Genomic DNA, 23,719 nt, shown 5'->3' with positions numbered 1-23,719 from the left:
GCCAGCGCCGTCGTGCCGCCCACCGCCGCATTGAACTGCGTGGCGCCGCTGCTGTTGACCGTCAGGGCCTGCGCACCGTTTACCGCGCCGGTGAAGATGACGGCACCACTGCCGGCGTTCACCGTGGTGTCGCCGCTCAGGGTCGTGGTTCCGGTCACGCTGAAGGCACCGCTACCCGTGGCGTAGGTGCCGTCCAGGGCGACATTGTCGCCATAGCTCTGAGCGCCCGCGGTGGTCACCGACTTCAGGACGGTGGACCCGCCCGCGTTCGTAGTCAGGCTCGCCAGGGCCGTCGCACCGCCCACCGCGCCGGTGAAGGTGCTGGTGCCGCTGTTGTTGACGGTCAGTGCATGGGCGCCGTTCACAGTGCCGCTGAACAGCACGTTTCCGCTGCCGGTGCTCACGGTGGTGCCGCCCGCCAGCGTCGTGGCGCCGGTCACCGTGACCGCGCTGTTGGTGGTGGTGTAGGTGCCCTGGAGGCTGGTCGCGCCGGTGTAGCTCTGCGCACCCGTCGTCGTCACGTCGCGCAGGCCGATGGTCCCCGCGGTGGCCGACAGATAGGCCAGGTTGCTGGCCGCCCCGCCCAGCGTCACGCCGCCCTGCGCGGCGAGCAGGGTCGCCCCGTACCCGCCGCCGTTCAGCGTGCCGCTCACCGACAGGTCCCCGCCGGTCGCGGTCATCGTGCGGTTGGCGCCCGACAGGGTCAGGTTCCCGGTGACGGTCACCGACTTGCCGGTCAGCGCGCCGCCCAGCGTGGTGTTGCCGGTGTAGGTCTGCGTGCCCGTGCTGGTGACGTTGCCCAGGGCAATGGTGGCGCCCTGCACCGTCACACTCGCCCGGGTGGCGTCCGAACCGGTGCTGCTCACCGCCTTGGTCAGAGTGACCGCGCCCCCCGTGGAGACCAGGGAGATGGTGCCGCTGCCCCCGGCGGTGATGCCGGTGGTGGCGTTGCCGTCGCTGATGCCGCCGCTGGCGGTGACGGCGATGTCGCCGTTGGAGGTGGAGAGGTTGCCCAGGGTGAAGCTGGTGCCGGCCAGATAGATTCCGCCCGTTCCGGTCACCGTTGCCGAGATGTTGGCGATGGTGCTGGTGAAGGCGGCGGTGCTGGTCCCGATCCCGGTGTTCGAGGTCAGGTTCAGCGAGCCGCCGGTCAGGCTGGTGCCGTTGCCGGTCAGCAGGCTACCAGCCGCCGCCGACAGGTTGATCGTGCCGGTCGTCCCGGCGTTGATCGTGCCGACCGTCAGGTCACCCGCCGTCGCGGTCAGGCTGACCGTGCCGACGCCGGTCACCGAGGTCGCGGTCATGCCGGTGCTGCTGGTGGCGGTGACGGTGCCGTTGGCGCTGAGGGTCGCCGACGTCAGCGTGCCGGTGTTGTTGACGCTCAGGCTCTTGCCGGCGCCGGTCAGGCTGGCGTCGATCGTGCCGACCGTGGTGTTGAGGGTGGTGTTGCCGCCGCTGGAGCCGCTGGCGAAGGTCAGCGAGCCCGCGGTGATCGACAGCGTCCGCGGCGAGGCGCCCGCAGCCACCACGTCGGTGGTGCCCTTCAACGTCAGCGCGCCCGTGCCGAGGTTGATCGCCGCCGTCGGCAGGGTCAGCACCCCGCCGGACTGCAGCAGCAGGTTGCCGCTGGTCATCGACAGACCGGCGCTGGCGTCCAGGTTCCCCGCCGTGCGGATGTAGGCGGACCCGCCCGCCCCCAGGGCAACGAGGTTGTTGCCCAGCGTCAGGGCGGCGCTGTTGACGTTGTCGACGGAGATGACCGGCGTGGTGCCGGTGGCGGTCAGGCCGGTGAGGCTGGACACGTTCATCGTGATCGGCGTGCCGGCGCCGGTGGCGGTGTCGGTGACGGTGCCGATGCTGCCGCCGGAGGCGGTCAGGCTGGCCGAGTGGCCGGTCACATGGATGCCGTTGCCGCTGCCCAGGATGGAACCGGCCGCGGTCAGGGCGACCGCTCCGCTGGTGGTGTTGGCCGACACCGACTGGACCGTCATCGTGCCGGCGGACTCGATGGTGACCGAGCCGCTGGAGGCGGTGGCCGAGGCGACGGTGACGCCGCTGGTGGTGGCGTCGGTCAGATAGATGCTGCCGGTGGCGCTCGCCAGGGTGAGGCTGCCGGTGGTGGTCTGGACCGACCGGCTGGAAGTGCCGACGCCCTTGCCGCCGGTCAGCGACACCGAGCCGCCGACGATCCGCGTCTCGGCAAGGCCGTCGTCATACACCCCGCCCCCGGTCGAGCTGAGGGTGACCGCACCGGTGCCGGCGTTGAGGCTGCCGGCAATGATGTCGGCGTCCACCGCGGTGGAGGAGATCGAAATCGCTCCGCCGCCGGTGCTGGCGCTGACCACCTGGAGGCGATCGCCGGCCAGCACGTCGATCTTGCCGCCGGTCGTCGCGGCGTAGGCCAGCGCGGTGGCGCCGGTCGTGCTCAGATAGATGTCGCCCGACCCGCCGTTCGCCTGCACCTGGGCACCGCCCACGCCGACACGGGCGGAGGAGGTGCCGATGCCGCCGGCACCGTTCAGCGCGACGGTCTTGGCGGTGACCGCGGAGCCGCCGCTGGCGGCCAGGATCTTGCCGCCGTTGCCGGTGGCGCTCAGCGTGACCGAACCGTTGTTGGCGCCCGCCGTCACCGTGCCGGCCGTGATGGAACCGCCGGTCGAGGTCACGGTGATGCTGTTGCCCGCCGCATCGGTGGCGATGGCGACGTTGGTCAGCGTGATGTTGCCGCTGCTCGCCACCACCACCGGACCGTTGTGGACGGCGGCGCTCAGCCCGCCCGTCAGATGCCCGGCGATGTTGAGATAGACGCCGCCCGCGCCCGTGACGTTGGTGGTCAGCGCCCCGGTGCCGGACGCCGAGATCTTCAGCGCCGAGTCGGCCGTGCCGATGCCGGCTCCCGCCGTCAGCGTGGTGCTGCCGTTGCCCAGGCTCAGGCTGGAACCGCCGCTGAGGATCCGGCCGGTCGTAGCCGTCAGGGTCAGCGCCTTGCTGGTGTCGTAGGAAAGGTTGGAGACGGTCAGGTCGCCGGTCGCCGCGGCCACCGTCAGGGCGCCGCCCGTGGTGATGGAGCTGAGGTTCAGCCCCGCCGCGTTCTTCACGAAGAGGCCGCCGGAGCCGCTGCTGGCGGTCAGGCTGGACACGTTCATGCCCAGCGCCGTGGCGCTGCCGCCGATGGCGCTGCTGTTGCCCGTCTCGTTGGTCCTCTTCTGCGCGTCCAGCTTCAGGGAGCCCGCAGTGATGATGGACGCGCTGTCCACCGCCGTGATGTTGCCGGCGGTCGTGCTGTTGCCCGTGGCCGTCAGGCTGACCGTGCTGGAGGCACCCGTGTTCACCGTGCCGATGGCGATCGCCCCCGGCGCCTTGAAGGTGAAGTCCAGGCCGGTGCTGTCGGTCAGCGTGGTGAAGGTGGTGGTGCCGCCGCTGTCCGTGACGTTCCAGCTCAGGTTGGCCGCCGTCAGGCTCATCGTGCCGGAGGTGGTGGTGCCGATGGACGGCGTGCGGTCGATGCTCAGCTTGGCGAGGTCGAGCGTGTCGGCGACGTTGAAGGTGCCGGGGGTCTTGATCGTCAGATCGGTCGTCGCGACGTTGAGCGTGGAGCCCGTGTCGGCGATGGCGCCCTTGGTCGCGGACAATTCGACGCTGCCGCCGGTCACCAGATTGCCGCTGTTGCCCCGGATGTTGCCGTCGCTGCTGGTCAGCGACACCGACCCGGTCGTGGTGATGGTGCCGGCGGTCAGGAGGCCGGTCCCCTGGGAGCCGGTCGACAGCTTGATCGCACCGCCACCGGTGCTCACCACCGATTGGGCGATCAGGCTCTTGCTTTCCGACACCGCGATGCTGCCGGCGGCGCTGGCGGTCAGCGTGGTGCTGGTGGAATTGGCCTGCGTCGCGATGGCGCTGACGTTGCCGATGGAGCCGGTCGCCGTCAGGTTCACCAGATTGCTGCCGCTGATCGTGCCGCTGAGGATCGACCCGCCCTGGTTGTTGATGACCGCGTTGGCGCCGTTCATGGAGATCGAGCCAAGCGCGATGTCGCCGGTGGAGTTGTTCAGGGTCAGCGCACCGGCCAGGTTCATGGCGTCGATGACCGTCGAACCGTGCAGGTTGATCACGGCGCCGTTGTTGGCGTTCACCGTCAGGTTGCCGGTGGTGATGCTGATGAATTCACCCCCGTTCGCACCGACCACGTTGGAGGAGGACGTCAGGCTCGCGACGCCGGCGTTGATCTTGAGGACCGAGTGGCCGTTCCCGACGATGCCGGGGTCGGCGATCAGGCTGATCGTGCCGGTCTTGCCGACGTCCAGGCCGCCGACGACCAATTTGCGGTGACTGTCGAAGGTGAAGCGCACGCCGCTGCGGTCGGTCAGCGAGGCCAGCACCGTCTGGGTGTTGCTCTCGGCGCCGGTCAGCGCGATGGCCGAGCCCGACGTGTCGACCGAGGTCAGGCTGTAGCTGCGGTTGGCGATGGAGGACGAGGAGCTCTTGATCTTCAGCGTGTCGATGCGGGTGTCGGATTCAACGTAGAGGTCGCCGGTGACGTTGAAGGTCGCGGACGAAGCCGACAGGTGGATCTTGTTGCTGGAGGAGCCGATGGCGCCGCCGCCGCTGCTCAGGGTCGCGGTGCCCGCGGTGATGCGGTTGGTCGGATTGTCCGCCATCGCCGAAGCGGCGCCCAGGATGTTCCCCGCGCTGGTCAGGTCGACGGTGCCCCAGTTCTGCACGTTGAGCGTGCCGATGGACAGCGCGTGCTGGGTGTCCAGCTTGAAGGCGAGGCCCGTGGTGTCGGTCAACCCGCTCAGCGTGGTGGTGGTGCCGTCGTCCGCCATGGTGAAGACGAGTTGCGGCGCGGTGATCTGATAGGTGCCGGCGCCGGTCGTCCGCTTGCTGGTCAGCGACAGCGCGGTCAGATCCTTGCCGTTGTCCACAAAGGCGTCGGTCCCCGTGGTCAGCGCCAGCGTGTCGGCCATCGTCCCGATGTGGTTGGCCGACGATCCAGCCTGACCGATGCCGCCGGTCGAGGTGAGGGTGACCGTGCCGGCGGTCACCATCGCGCTGCCGTTGCTGAGGATGTCCTTGTTGGTGCCGGTGGTCTCGACGGTCACCTTGCGGGCCAGGCCGCCGTTGATCGTCCCCAAGGCGACGCTGTTTTCGCTCTTGAACGAGAAGTCGAGGCCGCTTGCGTCCACGACGCTGCCGAGGGTGTACTGGCTGCCGGTGTTGCTGTCGGTCAGCGCGAAGTTCAGCCCTTCCGACCGGATGTCGTAGACGTTCTGCGTGCCTGTGGAGGCGTGCTTGAGATTCAGGTTGAGGGCATACAGGTCGGCGCTGTTCGTCAGGTGGACGTTGCGTCCGGCGATCACCTCCAGGGTCCGCGTCTCGGTCAGCAGCGGCGTGCCGGACGCCCCGATGGAGCCGCCCTCGACCGTGAGCGTCACCTTGTCCGCGCTCAGCGGCTTGGTTCCGGACTGGAGGAGCGACCCGTTGTTGGTCACCTGGATGTCCGCCGAGGAGCCGGCCTTCACGTCCTTCAGCGTCAGGGTGCCGGAATTGCTGAGCGCCAGCGATCCGGTCAGATTGGCCGACAGGGTGCCGACCTGGGTGGTGAAGTAGGAACCGCTGCCGTTGGTATGGCCGACGCTGGTCGCCTTCAGCGTCAGGCTGCCCGCGGTGATTGCGGCGCCGCTGCTGTTGGAAGCGTTGATGGCGGACGTGCCGGAATTGGCGGTCAGATCGACGGTGCCGCTGTTCCCGACGTCGATCTTCGCGATCCGCAGGGCCTTGTCGTTGCTGATGTTCAGCTTCAGCCCGCTCTGGGTGACGTTCGTCACCGTCAGACCTTCCTGCAGCGACGAATCGCTGAAGGAGGCGGTCAGACCGGTCGAGCTGATGGAGTAGGTGTTGCTGCCCCCGCCGGACTTGTTGTGCCGGAAGTCCAGAGTGAGATCGGTCAGGGTCGTGTTGTTGCTGACCGTCACGTTGCCGCCCGACGCGATGGACAGCTTCTGCGTGCTGGTCAGCACCTGGTTGGTGCCGCCGACGTTGCCGTTGCTGCCGGTCGCGGTCAGGGAGACCGAGCCCGCCGTGATCGTGCCCGACCCGTTGATCGATGGGCCGCCGGACGCGCCCGACGCCGACCCGGTGGAAATCAGCGTCACCGAACCGGTGGAGCTGGTGCCGGCGTCGATGGTGTCGGCCACGATGCCGCGATCCACGCTGTAGCGCAGATTCATGCTGCCGTTGCTCGGCGTGGACAGGGCCAGCGTCTGGATGCCGCTGGCTTCGGTCACCGTGAAGCTGCGGTTGGAGCCGAGGGCGTTGAACTGGTAGGTGCCCGCGGTGGTCGACGTCTTGTGCGTGACGGTGACGTCCAGCGCGGTCAGCGCGGCGTTGCTGTTGTTGATGTAAAGGTCGCCGTTGCTCACCAGGGTCAGCGACGCGGCGGAGGTCTTCACCGCCCGCGTGCTGGTGCCGATGGAACCGCCGTTGGTGCCGGAGCCGTTGGCAGACAGGGTAACGGAGGACGCCGTGATGGTTCCGCTTCCCGCCATGGTGATCGTCGAGTTCTCCCCGCCGCCCGCCGTGGTCAGGCTGACCGAGCCGCCGCCGGCGGTAATCTGGTTGACCTCGATGTTCTTCTTGCCGGTGAAGCTGAAGTTGCTGTTCTGGGCGCTGGCGATGTCGATGCCGACCTTGGTGCCGCTGTCGACCAGCGTGTAGATCTGAGCACCGGTGCTGCCGATGGAGAAGGTGCTCGCGGTCGAGGAGTTGGTGGTGCTGTTCGTGCTGGTGATCGCCAGGCTGTTGAAGGCGCGCCCGTTGTTGTCGACGTGGATGTTGCGCCCGGCGGTCACCGACAGGTCGCCGGTGTCGAGGCTGATGGCCCCGTAGAGGGTCGAATCACCGATGGAGGAGGAGGTCCCCGCCTCCAGCGACACCTTGCCGGCGGTGATCTTGCTGCCGTTGCCGGTGTTGGTGACGCCGCTGGACGAGACGATGGCGACGCTGCCGCCCGTTCCGACGTTGACGGTGCCGACCTTGATCGCACGCGACGAATTGAAGGCGAAGTTCAGCGCCGTGCTGCTGGTGACGGTCTGGATCGTGGACTGCGACGAGCTGTCCGACAGGGTGAAGACCTGCCCGTTGACCGTGTTGATCCCGATGGTGCCGCCGGAGTAGGAGCCGCGCGTCAGGGTGAGATCGGTCAGCGCCATCGTGCCGGCGATGCCGATGGACCCGCCCGCTTTGATCGACAGGTTCGCCGTCGCCACATCCAGCGCGTTCACGCTGCCGACGCTGCCGCTGGCGTCCAGGATCACCTTGCCCGCGGAAATGCGGGTGGTGGTGTCGGTGTCGCCCTGGATGCTGCCGCTGCCAACCTTCAGCTCGACGGTGCCGGTGCCGTTGTTGGCGTTGACCGTCCCGACGGTCATCGTGCCGCTGGACTGCGTGACGCTGATGTCGCCGCCCGCCGTCAGGCTGTTCAGCGCGACCGGGTTCCCGCCCGTCAGGCCGAGCCACAGGGAGCCGCCGGCACTGGCGACCAGCGTGCCGCCCCGCACCACAAGGGCGTTGGACGCGGAGCCGATGTCCTTCCCGGCGGTGAGGGTCACCGTGCCGGTGTCGCTGGCGCGCAAGCTGGCGCTGTTCGGGTTCAGGATCGACCCGTGGGTCGCCTTTACCGTGATGTCGCTGCTGGCGCTGGACGAGAAATTAGAGCCGAAGGCGATGTCGCCCCAGGTCGCCGTCACCACGATGGGGTTGTTGGCGGCGCTGAAGAAGCTGCTGCCCAGCGTGATCAGGTTCTTCTGGTTGTCGACGCCCGTCGAGGTCGGCAGGGTGATGTAGATTCCGCCGTCCGACGCGCGGGCGTTCAGGACGGGGGTGACGACGTCCAGATACTCGGTGCCCGAGCCGCTGCCGATCGCCTTGCTGGCCTTCAGGTTGACCGACCCGGCCAAGACCAGCGTGGTCTTCGATCCATCGTCCAGAATGGAGCCGTTCGTCGTCTCGGCGTTGAAGATGCTGTAGGTCTGGCCGAGCGAAGGCATCCCATTGTTGGGGAGGACGCCGCTCATGTCGGTCAGATCGACCCGGCCCAGCCGGATGTCGCGGTCGCCCTTGAAGGAGAAGATCTGGCCGGTGGTGTCGACCAGCGTGCGCAGCAGATAGCCGCTGGTGGCGTCGTCGGTCAGGTCGAAGGCGAAGTTCGGCGCGGTGATCGAGTAGCTGTTCACCACCGTCGTGTCGGCATGCGTGCTGGTGACGGTCAGCTCCGCCATGTCGGACAGGTTGGTGACGTGCAGGTCGCCGCCGGTGGTCAGCACCAGCTTCGTGGCGTTGAGGCCCAGCGGAGCGGAGGCCTCGCCCAGGCTGCCCGCCGCGGCGCTCAACGTCGCGGTGTCGGCGTTGATCCGCGTGTTCAGGCTGCCGTCGTCACGGATGCTGCCGGCGGTGGAGGTCAGCGTGACCGTGCCGCCCACCCCAACCGTGGCCAGATCGCCGACGATCAGGTCGATGTCGCTGTTGAAGCTGAGGGTGGACAGCTTCGGGCTGCCGACCGCCTCCAGGATGGTCGCGGTGCCGTTGTCGCCGACCACGAAGTTGAAGTATTCGGAGGTGAGTTCCAGCGCGTTGGCGGTCGTGCCGACATGACGATTGGTGATCGACAGGCCGGTCAGGATCACGCCGCTGTTGTCGAGATACAGATCCCCGACATTGGTCAGCGTCAGCGAACCCGTTGAGGTGCGCAGATGGGTGGCGGCACTTCCGATGGCGCCGTCCGTGCTCAGGGCGATGGCGTTGGCGGACAGCCGGTTGTTGGCGTCCTTGCCCAGAATGGCGCCGCCGGTCGCCGTCACGGAGATCGCGCCGGTGTTCGACGCCTTGATCGTCCCCAGCGTGGCGGCGCCGCCGGTGACGGTGAGCGAGACCGAGGAACTGGCCGAGGTGATGTTGTCAACGGTCACAGCGCCGGTCTGCAAGACCGTGACGTTGCCCGAACCGTTGGTGACCGTCAGCCGCTTCGCCGCGGTGTTCACCGTCACCGTGGAGGTGCTGCCTCCGGCGGCGAGGGTGACGTTGTCGCCGGTGATCGTGCCGGACAGGGCGGTGATGCTGCCGTTGGCGGTCGTGAGGGTGACGTTGCCGTTGGCCCCGGCATCGACCGTGGTCGCGGTGATGTCGGACACCGTGCCGTTCGCCGTGACGGCGATGCTGCTGGTCCCGTTGGCGCTGGTGATCGTCCCGATGGTGGTGGTGCCGCCGGTGGTGATCGCGACGTCGCCGTTGGTCGAGACGATGGAGCCCAGCACCGCCGAGCCCGACGTGGTCAGGAAGACGCCGCCCGCGCCGGAGGTGGCGTCGATGTTGTAGGAACCGGCGGTCAGGGCCGTGCCGCTGGTGCCGATGCTGCCGGCGGCGCTTAGGGCCAAGCTGTAGGCGCTGATGGTGGTCGACGCGTTGGCGTCGTTCAGGATGCTGCCACCGCTGCTGGTGAGAGTCAGGGCACCGCCGCTGGTCACCGCACCGACCGTCAGGTCGCCGGTGGCGGTGACGGTGGTGGCGCCGCTGCTGGTCAGGCTGGCGAGGGCCAGCGCGCCGGTGTTCGACAGAGAGACGCCGCCGCTGCCGGCCGTCGCGGTGAGGCTGCCGCCGGCGGTGTTCAGCGCCTGCAACGACGTGCCGATGGCGCCGTTGCTGCCCGAGGAGCCGCCGGCCGTCAGCGTCAGCGCGCCGCCGGTCAGCAGGCTCGCGCTGGTGCCGGTGATGTTGCCGGCGGTGCTGGTCAGCGCGACGGACCCCGTTCCGGCGCTGACCGTGCCGACCTGGATGTTCCGGTCGCTGCGGAAGGCGAAGCTGTTCAGCCCGCCGGTCTGGCCGATCGTGTCGAGCGCGGTGCCCCCGACCGAGTCGGTGACGGTGAAGGTCAGGCCCGTGGAGGCCACGAAGAACTGGCTGTTGGCCCCGGCCGCCCGGTGCGTGCTGGTGACGGAGAGGTCGGTCAGCGTCCGGTCGTTGGTGACGAACAGGTTGCCGCCGGTGACCAGGGAGAGCTGGGTGCTGCTGGTCGACACCGCCGCGCCGGTGGCGCCGATGTCGCCGCCGGCGGTCAGGGTGACCGGACCGCCGACGATCCGGCCGGCGTCCAGCGCGCTCAGGGAGCCGCTCTGGGCGCTGACGGAGACCGCCCCGGCGCTTCCCGAGACCGGCGTGGTGTCGATCAGGTTGGCGAGCTGGACGTTGTTGGTGGCGGTCAGCCGCACCGCACCGCCACGGGTCGTCAGCTTGCCGATGTTGGTCAGGTTGCTGGCCATGCCGTTGGCTTCCAGCACGATGTCGCCGCCGTTGGTGCGGATCTCGTAGCTGGCGTCGGTGAAGGCGATGCCGCTGGTGGTCAGCGACCGCAGCGTGAAGCTGTGGCCGGCGGTGGTCTGGAGATCGAGGCTGGTCTCCACTTTGATGAGGCCCGAGGCCTCCAGCACGATGTTCGCGTTGCCGGCGATGCTCTCCAGCACCTGCTTCGACACCGTGTTGACGGCGTCGCCGCTGCCCAGGTTGGGGTCGTTGACGCCGATCGTGCCGTCCGCCGCGGCGCCGTCCTGGCTGCCGCCGACGGAGCTGACGATGCGCAGGCTTTCCGGGTCGAGAAGGAAGACGCCGGCCGCACCCTTGGGCGCGGTCAGGTCGACGCTGCCGGTCAGCGTGATGTCCTTGTGGCTGGAGACCTCGGCGAAGCCGCCGTCGCCGCCCTCCGCACCGCCGCGGGCGGAGATTTTACCGGCGTGCTTTGTGCTTTTCTGCGACAGCACCGTCACGCTGCCGCCCTTGCCGGCCTTGACGGCGTCGGCGGACAGGGTGGCGCCGGCCTCCACCGTCACCTTGTCCGACCAGGTGCCGGAGCGGCCCGTCTTGCTGCCGATGGCGACCTCGCCGCCGCCCTTGCTGCCGGAGGCGTCGACGCGGGCGTTCTTCTTCACGGCGATCTCGGCGCCGGTGGCGACGACGGTGCCGCCGGTCTGCCCCTCCCCGCGCCCGCTGGCATCGACGGTGCCGCCGATGGTGACCTTGCCGGTGTCGCCACCCGACAGGACGATCTTGCCGTTGGCGCTGCCGACCGAGGTGGCCTTGATGACGCCGTCGGTGTTGATGACGTTGTCGATCACGCCCTTCACGGCGCGCGCCGACAGGGTGACGCTGCCGCCCTCCGCGGCGATCTCGCCGGAATTGACGACCAGCGCGGCGACCGGCTTGCCGTCCGCGTCCTTCGCCACCGTCTTCACGGCGGAGCTGGCGTCGAAGCTGATCAGCCCGTCGCCGTGGAAGTCGAGCGTGAAGGTCTCGGCACCGCCCAGCGCGACCTTGCCCAGCTTCGCGCGGATGACGCCGGAGTTGCGGACGTGCGGGGCCACCAGGGCGGCCAGACCGCTGTCCTTGACGGTGATGTCGCCCTCGTTCACCACCATCGCGTTCGGCTTGGTGGAGGCTTGGTCGAACTGGTACTTGCCCGCCATGAAGTTGGCGTCGGAGATGTTGGCGGTGGTCGCCACCAGCCCGCCGACATCCACCTTCGCCCCGGCGCCGATCACCACGCCGTTGGGGTTGACGAGCATGACCGTGCCGTTGGCCGACAGGCTGCCCATGATCTTGGACGGGTCGTTGCCGGTGACCCGGTTCAGCGTGACGCTGGACGTCGACGGCTGCTGGAAGGTGACCTTCTCGCCGGCGTCGATGCTGAAGGACTTCCAGTTGATGATGGCCTTGTCGGTGGACTGCAGGATCTCCATCGACTTCGGGGTCGCCGACTGGATGGTCGCCGCGCCCGCCGTGACGGTGCCTTCCAGCGGGTTGGCGTAGGCGGCGCCCGCGAACAGGGTGGACAGCGCCACGCCGATCACGCTGCGCAGCGCCAGCCGCGCGAAATCGATGCCCCCCCGTGCCTTCGCCGCGCGGCGCTGGCGCCGGGTGCCGCCGCCGCGCTGGGGCGCCTCCGTCGCGGACGACAGCAGCAGCCGCTGGCGCAGCGTCTGGCGGTGACGGCGCGCGCCGGGAATCTCGGTGATGCCGGAGGTGGTGGTGACGTTGCCCTTGCCCATGTCCTGTGTCCCCCGGCCCTATCAGTATTGCGCAGTGATGTTGAAGAAGACCCGCATGTCCTTGTCGCCCTCGGTCGCGACGCGGCGGGTCAGCGGCTTGTCGATCTCAAGCGTCGCGAACAGCCGTTCCACGAGGCTGGCGCGCACGCCGCCGCCCACGGAGACCAGAGAGTTCCGGCTGTTCTGCTCCAGGCTGGAGCGGTTCCACACCTCGCCGCCATCGACGAAGCCGTAAATCTGGACGGCTTGGGCGAAGCTGTTGTCCGGCAGCACCGGCGTGTAGCGCAACTCCAGCGACCCGGCCCAACCGTTGTCGCCGGAGATCTCGCCCTCGTCGAAGGCGCGTCCGTAGCTCGGGCCGCCCAGCGCGATCTGCTCGCTGGCCAGCAGCGGCGTGCCCGCGGCCTGCATGGTGGCCGTCGCCAGGATGCTGAAGTTGGCCGGCAGCTGCTGCACGCGGGTGATGTCGGCGGTCAGCTTGGTGAAGTCGCTGCGCCCGCGCTCACGCGATGCGTAGGCAGAGCCGAGCTTCGTCGCATCGAGGATGTCCAGCCCCTGGTGGACGAGGCCGCGCACCGCGGTGATGCCGTCCCAGCCATCGGTCCGGTCGTAGCTGAAGCCGCCGCGCAGGATGCGCAGACGGTCGCGGTTGAAGCGGTCGCCGGAAATGTCGGTGTTCACGTCGCGGTATTCGAACTCGCCCACGGCGCGGAGGTTCTCCAGACGCGAGCGGATCACCGGGTAACTGAGCGTGCCCACGCCCGCGGCGACCCAGCTTTCCACGTCCAGCGGGTCCAGCGTCAGGCCGGGCCGCGACTTGGAGTAGGAGCCGGTGGCGGAGAAGGTCAGCCCGTCGCCGGTTACCAGCGCCTGGTAGCCGGCGCCGACCGACCAGGCCCGCGACGCCGGAGACGACACGCGCCCGCTGAGATTCACCGTGTCGGCGTTCGGTCCGAAGGAGTTCAGCGCCGCCGTCGCGGTCGTCTGGGCGGTGCCGAGATAGGGCGTGTTGCGGTTGCTGAACGACACCAGGGCGTCCACCGCCTTGCGGTCCGTCTTCACCACCACCACCGAAGCGCCGAGCGTGTCCGGCGCCGGCTCCAGGCTGGCGCGCACGGTCAGGCCGGCGAGGTCGTTCGCCAGGAGAAGGCGGCGCTCGACCTCGGCGACGTTGATCGGCTTGACGCCGCGCAGCGGCTCCACCAGCCGCTTCACCGCGGCGAGCGCCGGGCCGATGTCGTCGGGATAGGTGATGTCGGACACGAAGCCCTCGACCACCTGGAGGCGGAAGGTGCCGTCCTCGATCGTCTGGGCCGGAACGATGACCCGGCTGGTGATGAAGCCGTCGTTGCGGTAGCGGAACTCGATGTCGTTGGCGATCTTGAACAGGTCCGCAACCGACACCTCGCGGCCCAGCATATCCTGGTAGGCGGCCTTGAGGCTGTCCTGGCTGTAGGCGGTGGCGCCTTCAATGGCGACATCCCGCAACGTCAGGCGGTAATTCTCGGCTCCCGCCGGGGCCTCCGCTGCGGGCGTCTTCGGCACGGCCACCGCGCCGCCCGGCACGGAGGGCAGCGGCATCACCGGGCGCGGCGCCTCCGGTCGCGGCTCCGCTCCCGAAGGAAGCTGGGTCGGCAGCTGCTGCGCGAGCGCTGGAACTGTTACACCCGCGACAATTGCGCTTGCCACAAGGCAAACCCACCATGACACTCCCCGCTTATCCGCATCTTCTTTAAGGATGAAGGTGGCGGAGGTGGCTTTGGTGGACGAGTGCATGGAACGATACCTTCGCGCGATGGTCGTTTTTAATCTCTGATTAACGAAGACCCCGTCGGATCTCCATCTGAGGTAACTATTTCTATCATACGATTTCGGAGTGGGTGTTAGTTCTAGTTTGTCGGAATTTGTAACATTCACATCCTTGTCATGATCGATGCTGGCGCGGTGAACCGCGCCGGGACAACGCGCCGACCACACGCGCGCCGCACGAACCCTCTGCGGCAGCGCACAGAATTCCCGACGGGTGATGACCGATACGCTCGTCGCGTGAGGACACGTCGCCGCGGAACGGTCGCGGCATGGCGTCCTGCCCGGTGTATGTTTTTAGTTGCATAAGGCGGAGGAGCGTGCCGCACATGGTGCGCTCCGTGAATTTCTCAGGACCCGAAGGTCACCAGGGTTCGCGAGTTGGTTCGTCGTTGTGCTGAGCTGATCGCACACTGCGGACTGCGATCGGATGCGGCTCCCGCCAATCCTTCCGCCGTTTGGGCGGCATCCCGGCCGTCGAATCCTTCAGCGTCGGCGTGAGACAGCACGAGGCGGCGGAGCAGGTCAACAAGCGGGAGTTCATCGGACGATGCCCCGGTGCGACCGCGTCCTAAGCCGGGTCAACTCCGACTGGGAGATGAACGTCTTTCGTAAACTTGCTTGTTCTGGCGCAACGATCCCGTGGCGGTCCAGTCGGCATCGTCGTCTCCAACATCGTTCATGAACATGCGGCCTCGGTTGGAGATACCATCATGCCCCGTGCAGCCATGGGCATCGCGCTGTATCGTCATCATCACGTCACCGCTGGACAGCCCTCCGGTTGGATCGCCTCCCGGCTGAGGAGGCGTATCGCCCGCAGGAGTAGGGAGCCGCACGACGCCATCGACGGCGCCCCTGCCTCCGACAAGGCGGCAAACCGTTGACGGCGCTTCCCATGATCCACCCGAACCGCCGCGCCACGCTGTGGGGCCTCGCCGCCCTGCTGGGCGCTCCCGCCCTCCGCCGTGCCTCAGCCGCCGCCACGGCACCCTTGCCGCAACTCACCCTGTGGGGTCCGCCGGCAGGGCCTTCGATCACGCTGGTCCACGCCATCGCCTCCGGCCTGCTCCGCCCGGTCGCCGACAAGGTGCTGTTCAAGGCGTGGCGCACCCCCGACGAGCTGCGCGCCGGGCTGACCTCGGGCACCATGCAGACCTTCGTTCTGCCGACCCAATCCGCTGCCAACCTCTTCAACAAGGGGCTCGGCGTCCGGCTGGTCAATGTGATGACCAACGGACTGCTGTATCTGCTGTCCACCGATCCGTCGCTGACCTCGGTGGCCGCGCTGAAAGGCCGGAGCGTCGCGATCCCCTTCCGCAACGACACGCCGGAATACGTGTTCCGGCGCCTGCTGGCAGCGGAGCGGCTGACGCCCGATGGCGATGTCGCCCTTCAATTCACCGGCACGCCGATGGAGGCGATCCAGCTTCTCGTCACCGGACGGGCCGACACCGCCCTGCTGCCAGAGCCGGCGGCCTCCGCCGCCATCTTGCGCGCTGGGATGGCCGGCAAGACGGTGACGCGGGTCCTCGACATCCAGCACGCCTGGGGCGCCGCCACCGGGTTGGCGACCGTGCTGCCGCAGGCCGGCCTCGGCGTCTCCGCCGCCTTCCTGGCGGAGCACCCCGCCGCCGTCGAGGCACTGCACGACGCGCTGGTCAAGGCGACCGCCTCGGTCAACGCCGACCCGGCGCGGGCCGCCAACGACGCCGCGGCGCCGCTCGGCCTGCCCTGGCCGGTCATCGAGCAGGCGATCCCCCATTCCAATCTGGTCGCCCAGCGGGCCAGCGCCGTCCGCGAACCGATGGAAGCTGTCTTCCGCGCCTTGGCGGAATTCGACCCCAGGATCATCGGCGGCGCGCCGCCTGCGGCGGACTTTTATCTGTGAGGTGCGGCATGACGACGGGGCGCGCCGGCGCGGTTCTCGACCGGCTGGGCCGGGTGGGACAATTCCTGTGGTCGGGTTGGGCCGGGCTGGCAGGGCTGGCCCTGTTCGCCGCCCTCTGGCAGGCGGGGCATGAGCGCTACGGCGACTTCATCCTGCCGGCCCCGCTGGCGACGCTGGCCGCCGGCCTGACCATCGCCGCCGATCCCGCCGCCTGGGAACTCGCCGGACAGACCACGCTGCGCGCGGTCGAGGGATTCGCTCTGGCCGCCCTTGCCGGGGCGGCGGGCGGCCTTGCCGCCGGTTATTCGCCGGCGACGATGCGGCTGGTCCGCCCGATCCTGACCGTCCTGCTGGGGGTTCCGCCCATCGCCTGGATCGTGCTGGCGATGATCTGGTTCGGCTCCACCGACGGAACGATCATCACGACGGTGCTGGTCGCCGCGACCCCGGTGGTGTTCGTCGGCGTCGCCGAGGGCGCCGTCACCCGCGACCGCGGGCTGGACGACATGGCCCGCGCCTTCGGCGCCGGCCCGCTCGCCCGGCTGACCACGCTCGGGCTGCGCCACGTCGCCGCCTTCCTGTTCCCAGCGCTGACCGTGGCGCTCGGCTCGGCCTTCAAGGTGGCGGTGATGGCCGAGCTTCTCGCCAACACCGGCGGCATCGGCGGCGCGCTGGCCGCCGCCCGCTCCAACCTCGACGTGGCCGAGGCGCTGGCCTGGGTGCTGATCGCGGTGACCGGGCTGATCGTCGTCGAATACACGCTGGTCCATCCCATCCGGTCCGAGTTCGAACGCTGGCGCGACGCCGCGCGCCCCTGGGGCGTCAAGCGCTGACCGGAAAAGCAGGCGACGGCGGAAAAAATCGCCCCTGCACCCTGCTTTTCCGCCGCGAGCTTGACCGCGGACAAACAGCCCGCCCGAAAGGCCGATAAAATGCGAACGACAATCATTCGCATTTTTATCCGAGACATCGGCTTTTCCGGGGAAACGAGAATCATGACGACACGGGGACAGGCCGGCCAAGCGGCGTTCCGAACCGCACGAGCGGACACCGCCAGCCGCGCCCCCATCCTTCTGGCCGGGCTGGCCATGGCCTCTATGACCGCCGCGGCACCGCAGCCGGCCCACGCTCAGTCGGCGGCGCCGGGGGCCGCCGTCGTCCTCGCACCCGTCATGGTCGAGGGACAGGCCGACAGCGCCGAGGCGACCGCCCGCCGCCGTCTGGAAGCGATTCCCGGCGGCACCGCCCTGGTGGCGGAGGAGAATCTGGCCGGCAAGGCGAACGTCACGGTGTCCGACGCACTGTCCGGCGTGCCCGGCGTGGTGGTGCAGAACTTCTTCGGCGGCAACGACCAGCCGCGCATCCAGATCCGCGGCTCCGGGCTTCAGCAAAATCCGGTGGAGCGCGGCATTCTGGCCCTGCAGAACGGCCTGCCGCTGAACCGCGCCGACGGTTCCTACATCGTCGGGCTGGCCAACCCGCGTCAGGCGGAATTCACCGAGATCTACCGCGGCTACACCGCCAACCGGCTGGGCGCCAGCATGCTGGGCGGGGCGATCAACGTCATCGCGCCCACCGGCTCCTCCGCGCCGGGCTACCGGCTGGGCATCGAGGGCGGCAGCTTCGGCCAGTTCAACACCAGCCTGCAGGCCGGCGGCAGCGCCGGAAAGCTGGACGGGCTGATCCAGGTCCAACGCAGCCAGCGCGACGGCTACCGCGACTACAACAGCTCGGAACGCACCGGCTTCGACGCCAACGCGGGCGCCGCCCTGTCCGACGACGTCACCACCCGCTTCTTCGCCGGCTACACCAACCTGTCCTTCGACGTGGCCGGCCCGCTGACCCGCCAGCTTCTGGAATCGAACCCCAAGGCGGTCTACACCGGCCCCCGCGTGGTCGGCGGCGTTGCCACCAATCCGGGACCGAACGTCGTCCGCGACCGGCCCGAGCGCGAAGCCAGGCAGTTCCGCGCCGGCAACCGGACGACGGCGACCTTCGGGGCGCACCTGCTGGACGTGGCGCTGGGCTACACCCACACGGACGACACGTTCCGCTTCCCGATCTCCTCGGGCATCCGCAAGACCGAGGGCGGCGACGTCACCGCCGTCGCGCGCTACGCCTACAGCCCCGACGCCAGCCAGCCCCTGCCGCTGTTCGAGACGACCCTGCGCTACGTCGTCGGCTCGGCGGACCGCGAGGATTATCTGAACAACGCCGGCAGCCAGGGCGCCCTGTTCGGACGCAGCACGATGGACGCCTCCACCCTAGCGCTCCACGGCGGCCTGAACCTGCCGCTCGGCAACGCGGTCACCCTGTCCCCGGCACTCACCGTCACCCACGCCACGCGCGAGAACGACGACACCTTCGGCGCGGCGCGGCGGCCGACCATCGCCTTCAACCCGGCCAACCCGCGGGTGGCGCTGCCCGCCGGCTCGATCCCCGCGGGGAACACCAGCTACGACCGCAGCTACGACGGGGTCAGCCCCAGCCTCGGCCTGACCTGGAAGCCGCGGGAGGACCACACCCTCTACGCTGCGGTCAGCCGCAGCTTCGAGCCACCCACCCACGACGATCTGATCGCCACCGTCAACGGCACGCCGAACAGCAGCGCCGGACGCCCGAGCCCGGCCCAGCCCGGCCTCGTCTCCACCGCCTACCGCACGCCGGACCTCAAGGCGCAGACGGCGACCACCGTCGAGACGGGCTGGCGCGGCCGTTTCGGGGTCGTCGCGGTCGATGCCGGGACCTATTACTCCTGGGTCAAGAACGAGTTGCTGAGCCTGCGCGACTCCACCGGGGCCTCGCTCGGCGCGGTGAACGCCGACCGGACCCGGCATTTCGGCGTCGATCTCGGGCTGTCGGCCTTCCTCAGCGACCGGCTGAGCGGTCGGATCGCCTACACCTTCCAGGATTTCCGCTTCCAGGACGATCCGGTGCGCGGCGACAACCGACTGGCCGGCGCGCCACGCCACGTCATCAACGCCTCGGCGCGCTACGACATCACGACGGCCCTGTCGGTGGGGGCGGAGGTGGACTGGTATCCCGGCAGGACTCCCGTGGACAACATGAACAGCGTCTACGCGGACGGCTACGCCACCGTCGATCTGCGCAGCACCTACGCCATCAACGAGCGTGTCAGCGTCTATGGCGAGGCGCGCAACATCTTCGACGCAACCTACGCCTCCTCGACCCTGATCGTCGATCAGGCGTCGCCCACCCAGGCGGTCTATCTGCCGGGCGACGGGCGGGCCTTCTACGCCGGCCTGAAGGTCAGCTTCTAAAATCGCAAAGGCACCCTGCCATGACTCTGGAAACGACGGGCGCCACCCCCTCCCTGACGCTGACCGGCATCGGCCACGCCTATCTCGGCCGCACGGTGCTCGACGCCGTGGACCTGTCGCTGGCGGCGGGCGAGGTGGCGGCGCTCGTCGGCCCCTCGGGCTGCGGCAAGAGCACGCTGGCGCACATCGCCGCCGGGGTGGTCGAGCCGTCGCGGGGCCGCGTCGCGCGGCGCTACCGCCGCCACGGCATGGTGTTCCAGGACCCGCGCCTGCTGCCCTGGGCGACGGCGCGGGCCAACATCGCCTACCCGCTGCGCCTGCTCGGCCTGCCCCGCCGCGAACGGCGGGAGCGGGCGGAGGAGGCCGCGCGGCGGGTGGCGCTCGACCGCGCCGACCTCGACAAGTATCCCATCGAGCTGTCGGGGGGCATGCGCCAGCGCGCGGCCATTGCGCGGGCGCTGGCGATCGACCCCGACTTCGTCTATTTCGACGAGCCCTTCACCGCGCTCGACGTCGCCCTGAAGCGCCGCATGCAGGATCTGGTGATCGAGGCGGCGCGCGGGGCACGGTTCGGCGCCCTGTTCATCACCCATGACCTGATGGAGGCGGTGCGCATCGCCCACCGTGTGGTGGTCATGGACGCCCAGGGGCGCGGCATCGCCGGGACGCGCGCCGTTCCCGGCGAACCGGGCGGGCGCGACGACGGCACCGTCTACCGGCTGGTCGCCGGGTTCCTGTCCGACGACCCGCTGTTCCGCCACATTCACGACATCGACGAAAGGCGGGTTCCATGACGGACACAATCCGAACCGCCCCCGCGCCGACCCTCGCCGGCATCCTCGGCGACGAGGGGCTGCGAATGTTCTTCCCGCTGTCGGCCCTGCACGCCGCGCTGTGGCCGCTGCTGTGGGCGGTGGTCAACGGCTTCGCCCTGCCCTTCGACGGCGCGATCCCGCCGGGACTGTGGCACGCGCACGAGATGCTGTTCGGCTCCTTCGGCGCGGCGGTGATCGGCTTCATCACCACGGCCATTCCGGAATGGACGGACAGCCGGCGGCTTCAGGGGCGCGCCCTTTTCGCGCTGGCGGCGCTGTGGGGGATCGGGCGGGTCGCCGGGCTGTCCGGTGCCGACGGCGCGGCCGCCGCCGCCGCGGTGGCCGACACGGCGTGGCTCGCCGCCCTGCCCGTCTATATCGCGATGGTGTCCTGGCGCAAGCGCACGAGCCGGCTGGCTGGCGTTCTCCTCTGGCTGAGCGCTCTGGCGGTGTCGGGGGCGGCGGTCCACGCCGCCTTCGTTCTCGGCGACGTGGAGCGGGCAAAGGCCGGGCTGCACGCCGCCGGTCTGGTGCTGCTCGGGCTGCTCGGGCTCGTTCTGGCGCGCATTTCGGTGCCCGTCACGAATCTCGTGCTCGACCCCGGCCAGGGCAGCTCGCCCTACCGGCCCCATCCGGGGCGGCTGAACCTGGCGCCTGGTCTGGTCGCCATCGCCCTTGCCGGGGAGATCGCCGGGCTGTCGCCCGCGGTGAGCGCCTACCTCTTCATCGCGGCCGGAGCCGCCTTCCTCGACCGGGTCGCCGAGTCCTTCATCGGACGCGCCTTCTTCCGCACGGAAATCCTGGCCCTGGCCGGCTCGAGCCTGATGGCGGGCGCCGGGCTGCTGCTGGTCGGCGTCTCCCGGCTGGGGACGGGATTCGCGGATACGCCGGCGCTGCATCTGGCGCTGATGGGCGGGCTGGGCCTCGGCGTGCTGGCGGTCTTCGCCATCGCCGGGCTGTTCCACACCGGCCGGACCTTTCCCCTTCCGGCGACGGCACGGCTGGCCATTGCGCTGCTGGTCGGGGCCGCAGCCCTGCGGGTGCTGCCGGGATTGGGCGTCCTGCCGGTGCCGCCCGGACCGCCCCACGCGCTGGCGGCGCTGCTCTGGGCGGCGGCCTTCCTGCTCTGGCTGAAAGTCTACTGGCCATTCCTGTCGAAGCCCCGCGTGGACCAGGCCGCGGTGTGCTGAGCCGCGGCGCATGAGGCAAGTCCCAATGAAACCCACCACTCTTTTCAACGCCGGCTTCCGTCCCTTCTTCCTGTTCGGCGCGCTCTACGCCGTGGCGCTGATCGCCGTCTGGGTGCCATGGTTCCTCGGCCTTACCAGCCTAGAAGGGGCGTTCTCCCCCGTCTCCTGGCACGCGCACGAGCTGCTGTTCGGCTTCGTGCCGGCCATCGTCGCCGGCGTCCTGCTGACGGCGGTTCCGACATGGACCGGGTGCCCACCGCTGGTTGGCTGGCCACTGGCCGCACTGTTCGCCGCCTGGATCGTGGGACGGCTGGGCGTGGCCGGATCGGCGGCGCTGGGACCGTTCGCCGCCGCGGTGTCCACGCTGCTGTTTCCGGTGGCATTGGCTGTCGTGATCGGGCGCCAGATTGCCGCCGCCAGGGCTTGGCGCGGCTTGCCGATTCTGGCCATCCTCGCCGCTCTGATCGGTGCGCAGAGTCTGTTCCATTGGGAGTTGTGGCGCATCGGGCGGAGCACCTATGGGACGCGCCTCGCGCTGGTGGCGATGCTGACATGGATTATGCTGGGCGGCGGGCGGATCATCCCGAGCTTCACCGGGAATTCGCTGAAGGCGCGCGGCGCCACCTGGTTGCCTACGCCCTTCTCCCGTTCCGACGGGGCGGCGATGGGGCTCGGGCTGCTTGCCCTGACGACTTGGATCTTCCGGGACGACGGTGTCTTGGACGAACGCCTGACCGGCGCCCTGCTGCTGGCCGCCGGATTCGCGCAGGCAGCGCGGCTCGCGCGGTGGCACCCGCACCGCAGGTTGTCCGAACCGCTCGTGGCCGTGCTGCACGTCGCCTACGGCTTCATCCCGGCCGGGTTCCTATTGGCGGCCTGGGCCTCGCTGGGCGGAGGCGCCGCCTTCAACACCGCGGCGCTCCACGCCTGGACCGTGGGCGCAATCGGAGGGATGACGCTGGCGGTCATGACGTGGACCGCCGTCGGCCATGACGGGCGGGCGCTCACCGCCTCCTGGCTGAAGGTCGGAATCCATCTTGCCGTGACTGCGGCGGCTTGCGCTCGGATCGCTGCCGCACTCGACCCACAGCGCACGATGCTGCTGATTCCACTGGCGGGTGCCTTGTGGATCGTCACTTTCCTATTGTTCGCGCTGGCCTGTGGGCGGATGTCAGCGCGCGGCGTGGATGGGCGGCCCCCCGACTGATCGGCACCGTTCTGCTTGAGCAGAATGACGAATGGGCAGTTCAGCCGGCACGCTGCATGACCCTGGAGACCATCGCCCCGCTGCGCGATGATCTCGCCCTCACGTTGCCCGCTGCGGCTGCGTGCGCGTCCCGGCCGGATCTGCCGGCCACCGCAAGAGCACCCTGGCTCTTTCACCACGCCTCGGGACACGACCCAAACACACCGAGCTCGGCGTTTTGCGCGCAGCCGCTTGGCAGCGTGTTTGCTTTCATGGGCGAAGCCCACGGCGTTGCAGGCCGGAGTGGCCGCCAGCGTAACGGTCCCACCGGTGGAGCGGCGTACGGTATGCCGAGCCAGGACCCGATCCCGTTGCGCGCCGTCCCGATGACGGTGCCGGTGCCGTATCGATCACGCGTGATTGCTGAGCCTGGCCGGGTGAAGCGGCGCCCAGACCTACCATGGCGATGATGGTTGCCAGCACATTGCGTGGGCGGACATCGCCTTTCATGGCCATCACGGCCGGGCTTCGTATTCCTGGTCGGTGACCAATTGCATCCAATCGGCGTTCTTGCCGTCACGGACGTGGGTAACCGCGATGTGGCTCATGCCGTTGGTGCTGGTCGCGCCATGCCAGTGCTTAACCCCAGCCGGGATCCACACGACATCGCTGGATTTCATCTCACGACGAGCCTGGCCGTCCTGCTGAACCCATCCCTTGCCAGCCGTGACGATGAGCATTTGTCCGGCCGGATGGGTGTGCCAAGCGGTGCGGCTATGGCGTGAGGCTTCTGCCTGGCCAAGCGGTCCTGAAGCGCCATGGCTTTGCCGTCCCATGACGTCACGCCCGTCACCGGAGGCCTCTTTTTCCAGGTTACTCAAGAGGACCGCCGCACAATTTTCTGAAACTGACATCTGTATTTTCAAATATGGAATAACCAGACCCGCAAAAAAACCTTTTTACTTGTTTTGTGACAAAGATTGACGTTTCTCGGCGGATTTTTCCTTTTCCAATTGCGCGGATGGGGATGAGCGGCGTTAGGGTCCACCCGCTTCACCGCCAATTTCCCACGTTACTGCGGTGAAAGCGCGTTTCAAGCGCAATTGCCGTAATTTTCTTCTGGTGCAAAGCCCTGAAATCGCCTACAAGCGGCTTCCCGCTGCGAAGCGGCGACAGGAGTGTAGCTCAATTGGTAGAGCACCGGTCTCCAAAACCGGGGGTTGGGGGTTCGAGCCCCTCCACTCCTGCCATTCGACACGGAATTCGAATGGCCCCGCGCACAGTCGCACAGACCTCCTGAATTGTAGAAATTTGGAAACACGCTTCGGCACCGGGATCAAGGATTCCACTTTTTTTGGTTAATAAATCTTCATCCTCATTCCTCTAGACGGCCCGGGGCCGCACGGCGTTATTAGCCGCTTCTCCGTCCTTCGACACCAGCCGACAGAATCGACGCGCCCA

The 23,719-nt window shown here is 68.8% G+C and carries 10 protein-coding genes, 1 tRNA gene and 1 pseudogene; 8 read left to right on the top strand and 4 right to left on the bottom strand.

What is annotated here, in order from left to right; translation table 11 throughout:
• Together H0B54_RS12105 and H0B54_RS12100 are read right to left on the bottom strand one after the other, a co-directional pair.
• On the bottom strand, nt 1-12,092 hold a 12,092-nt coding region (locus H0B54_RS12105), incomplete at its 3' end, for a two-partner secretion domain-containing protein (protein WP_188260516.1).
• Between the two features lie 21 nt (nt 12,093-12,113).
• Nucleotides 12,114-13,673, bottom strand: coding sequence for a ShlB/FhaC/HecB family hemolysin secretion/activation protein (locus H0B54_RS12100; RefSeq protein ID WP_246472499.1), 1,560 nt, complete (start codon nt 13,671-13,673; stop codon nt 12,114-12,116).
• A gap of 1,120 nt (nt 13,674-14,793) precedes the next feature.
• Between H0B54_RS12100 and H0B54_RS12095 the strand changes: the two genes are divergently transcribed.
• The 7 genes and pseudogenes from H0B54_RS12095 to H0B54_RS12065 all read left to right on the top strand — a co-directional run.
• On the top strand, nt 14,794-15,786 hold the full coding sequence (locus H0B54_RS12095; protein ID WP_188260515.1) for an ABC transporter substrate-binding protein: 993 nt from the start codon (nt 14,794-14,796) through the stop codon (nt 15,784-15,786).
• A gap of 8 nt (nt 15,787-15,794) precedes the next feature.
• A complete protein-coding gene (locus H0B54_RS12090; protein ID WP_188260514.1) occupies nt 15,795-16,619 on the top strand; it encodes an ABC transporter permease in 825 nt (274 codons plus the stop codon).
• 162 nt (nt 16,620-16,781) lie between these two features.
• Nucleotides 16,782-19,067 carry a TonB-dependent receptor family protein gene (locus tag H0B54_RS12085; protein WP_246472498.1) on the top strand — a complete coding sequence of 762 codons (2,286 nt, stop codon included), beginning with the start codon at nt 16,782-16,784 and terminating at the stop codon, nt 19,065-19,067.
• Between the two features lie 20 nt (nt 19,068-19,087).
• A complete protein-coding gene (locus H0B54_RS12080; RefSeq protein ID WP_188260513.1) occupies nt 19,088-19,861 on the top strand; it encodes an ATP-binding cassette domain-containing protein in 774 nt (257 codons plus the stop codon).
• Entirely contained in the window at nt 19,858-21,072 is a 1,215-nt protein-coding gene (locus tag H0B54_RS12075; RefSeq protein WP_188260512.1) for an NnrS family protein, read from the top strand. Before H0B54_RS12080 ends, H0B54_RS12075 begins: the two co-directional genes overlap by 4 nt.
• Nucleotides 21,073-21,097: 25 nt before the next feature.
• Nucleotides 21,098-22,279: an NnrS family protein gene (locus H0B54_RS12070; protein WP_188260511.1), complete on the top strand. Its 1,182-nt coding sequence runs from the start codon at nt 21,098-21,100 to the stop codon at nt 22,277-22,279.
• A pseudogene (locus H0B54_RS12065) lies at nt 22,264-22,401 on the top strand (IS256 family transposase); the annotation flags it as partial. The gene H0B54_RS12070 and the pseudogene H0B54_RS12065, both read left to right, overlap by 16 nt.
• A gap of 50 nt (nt 22,402-22,451) precedes the next feature.
• Here H0B54_RS12065 and H0B54_RS30410 read toward each other — a convergent pair.
• Nucleotides 22,452-22,838: a carboxylesterase family protein gene (locus H0B54_RS30410; protein WP_343068929.1), complete on the bottom strand. Its 387-nt coding sequence runs from the start codon at nt 22,836-22,838 to the stop codon at nt 22,452-22,454.
• On the bottom strand, nt 22,774-23,139 hold the full coding sequence (locus tag H0B54_RS12055; RefSeq protein WP_246472497.1) for a cupin domain-containing protein: 366 nt from the start codon (nt 23,137-23,139) through the stop codon (nt 22,774-22,776). Before H0B54_RS12055 ends, H0B54_RS30410 begins: the two co-directional genes overlap by 65 nt.
• 293 nt (nt 23,140-23,432) lie before the next feature.
• Between H0B54_RS12055 and H0B54_RS12050 the strand changes: the two genes are divergently transcribed.
• Nucleotides 23,433-23,508, top strand: a tRNA-Trp gene (locus H0B54_RS12050).
• Nucleotides 23,509-23,719: the final 211 nt, after the last annotated feature.

Source organism: Azospirillum tabaci, assembly GCF_014596085.1.
Taxonomy (GTDB): Bacteria; Pseudomonadota; Alphaproteobacteria; order Azospirillales; family Azospirillaceae; genus Azospirillum; species Azospirillum tabaci.
This window is presented reverse-complemented; position numbering and strand designations above follow the sequence as displayed.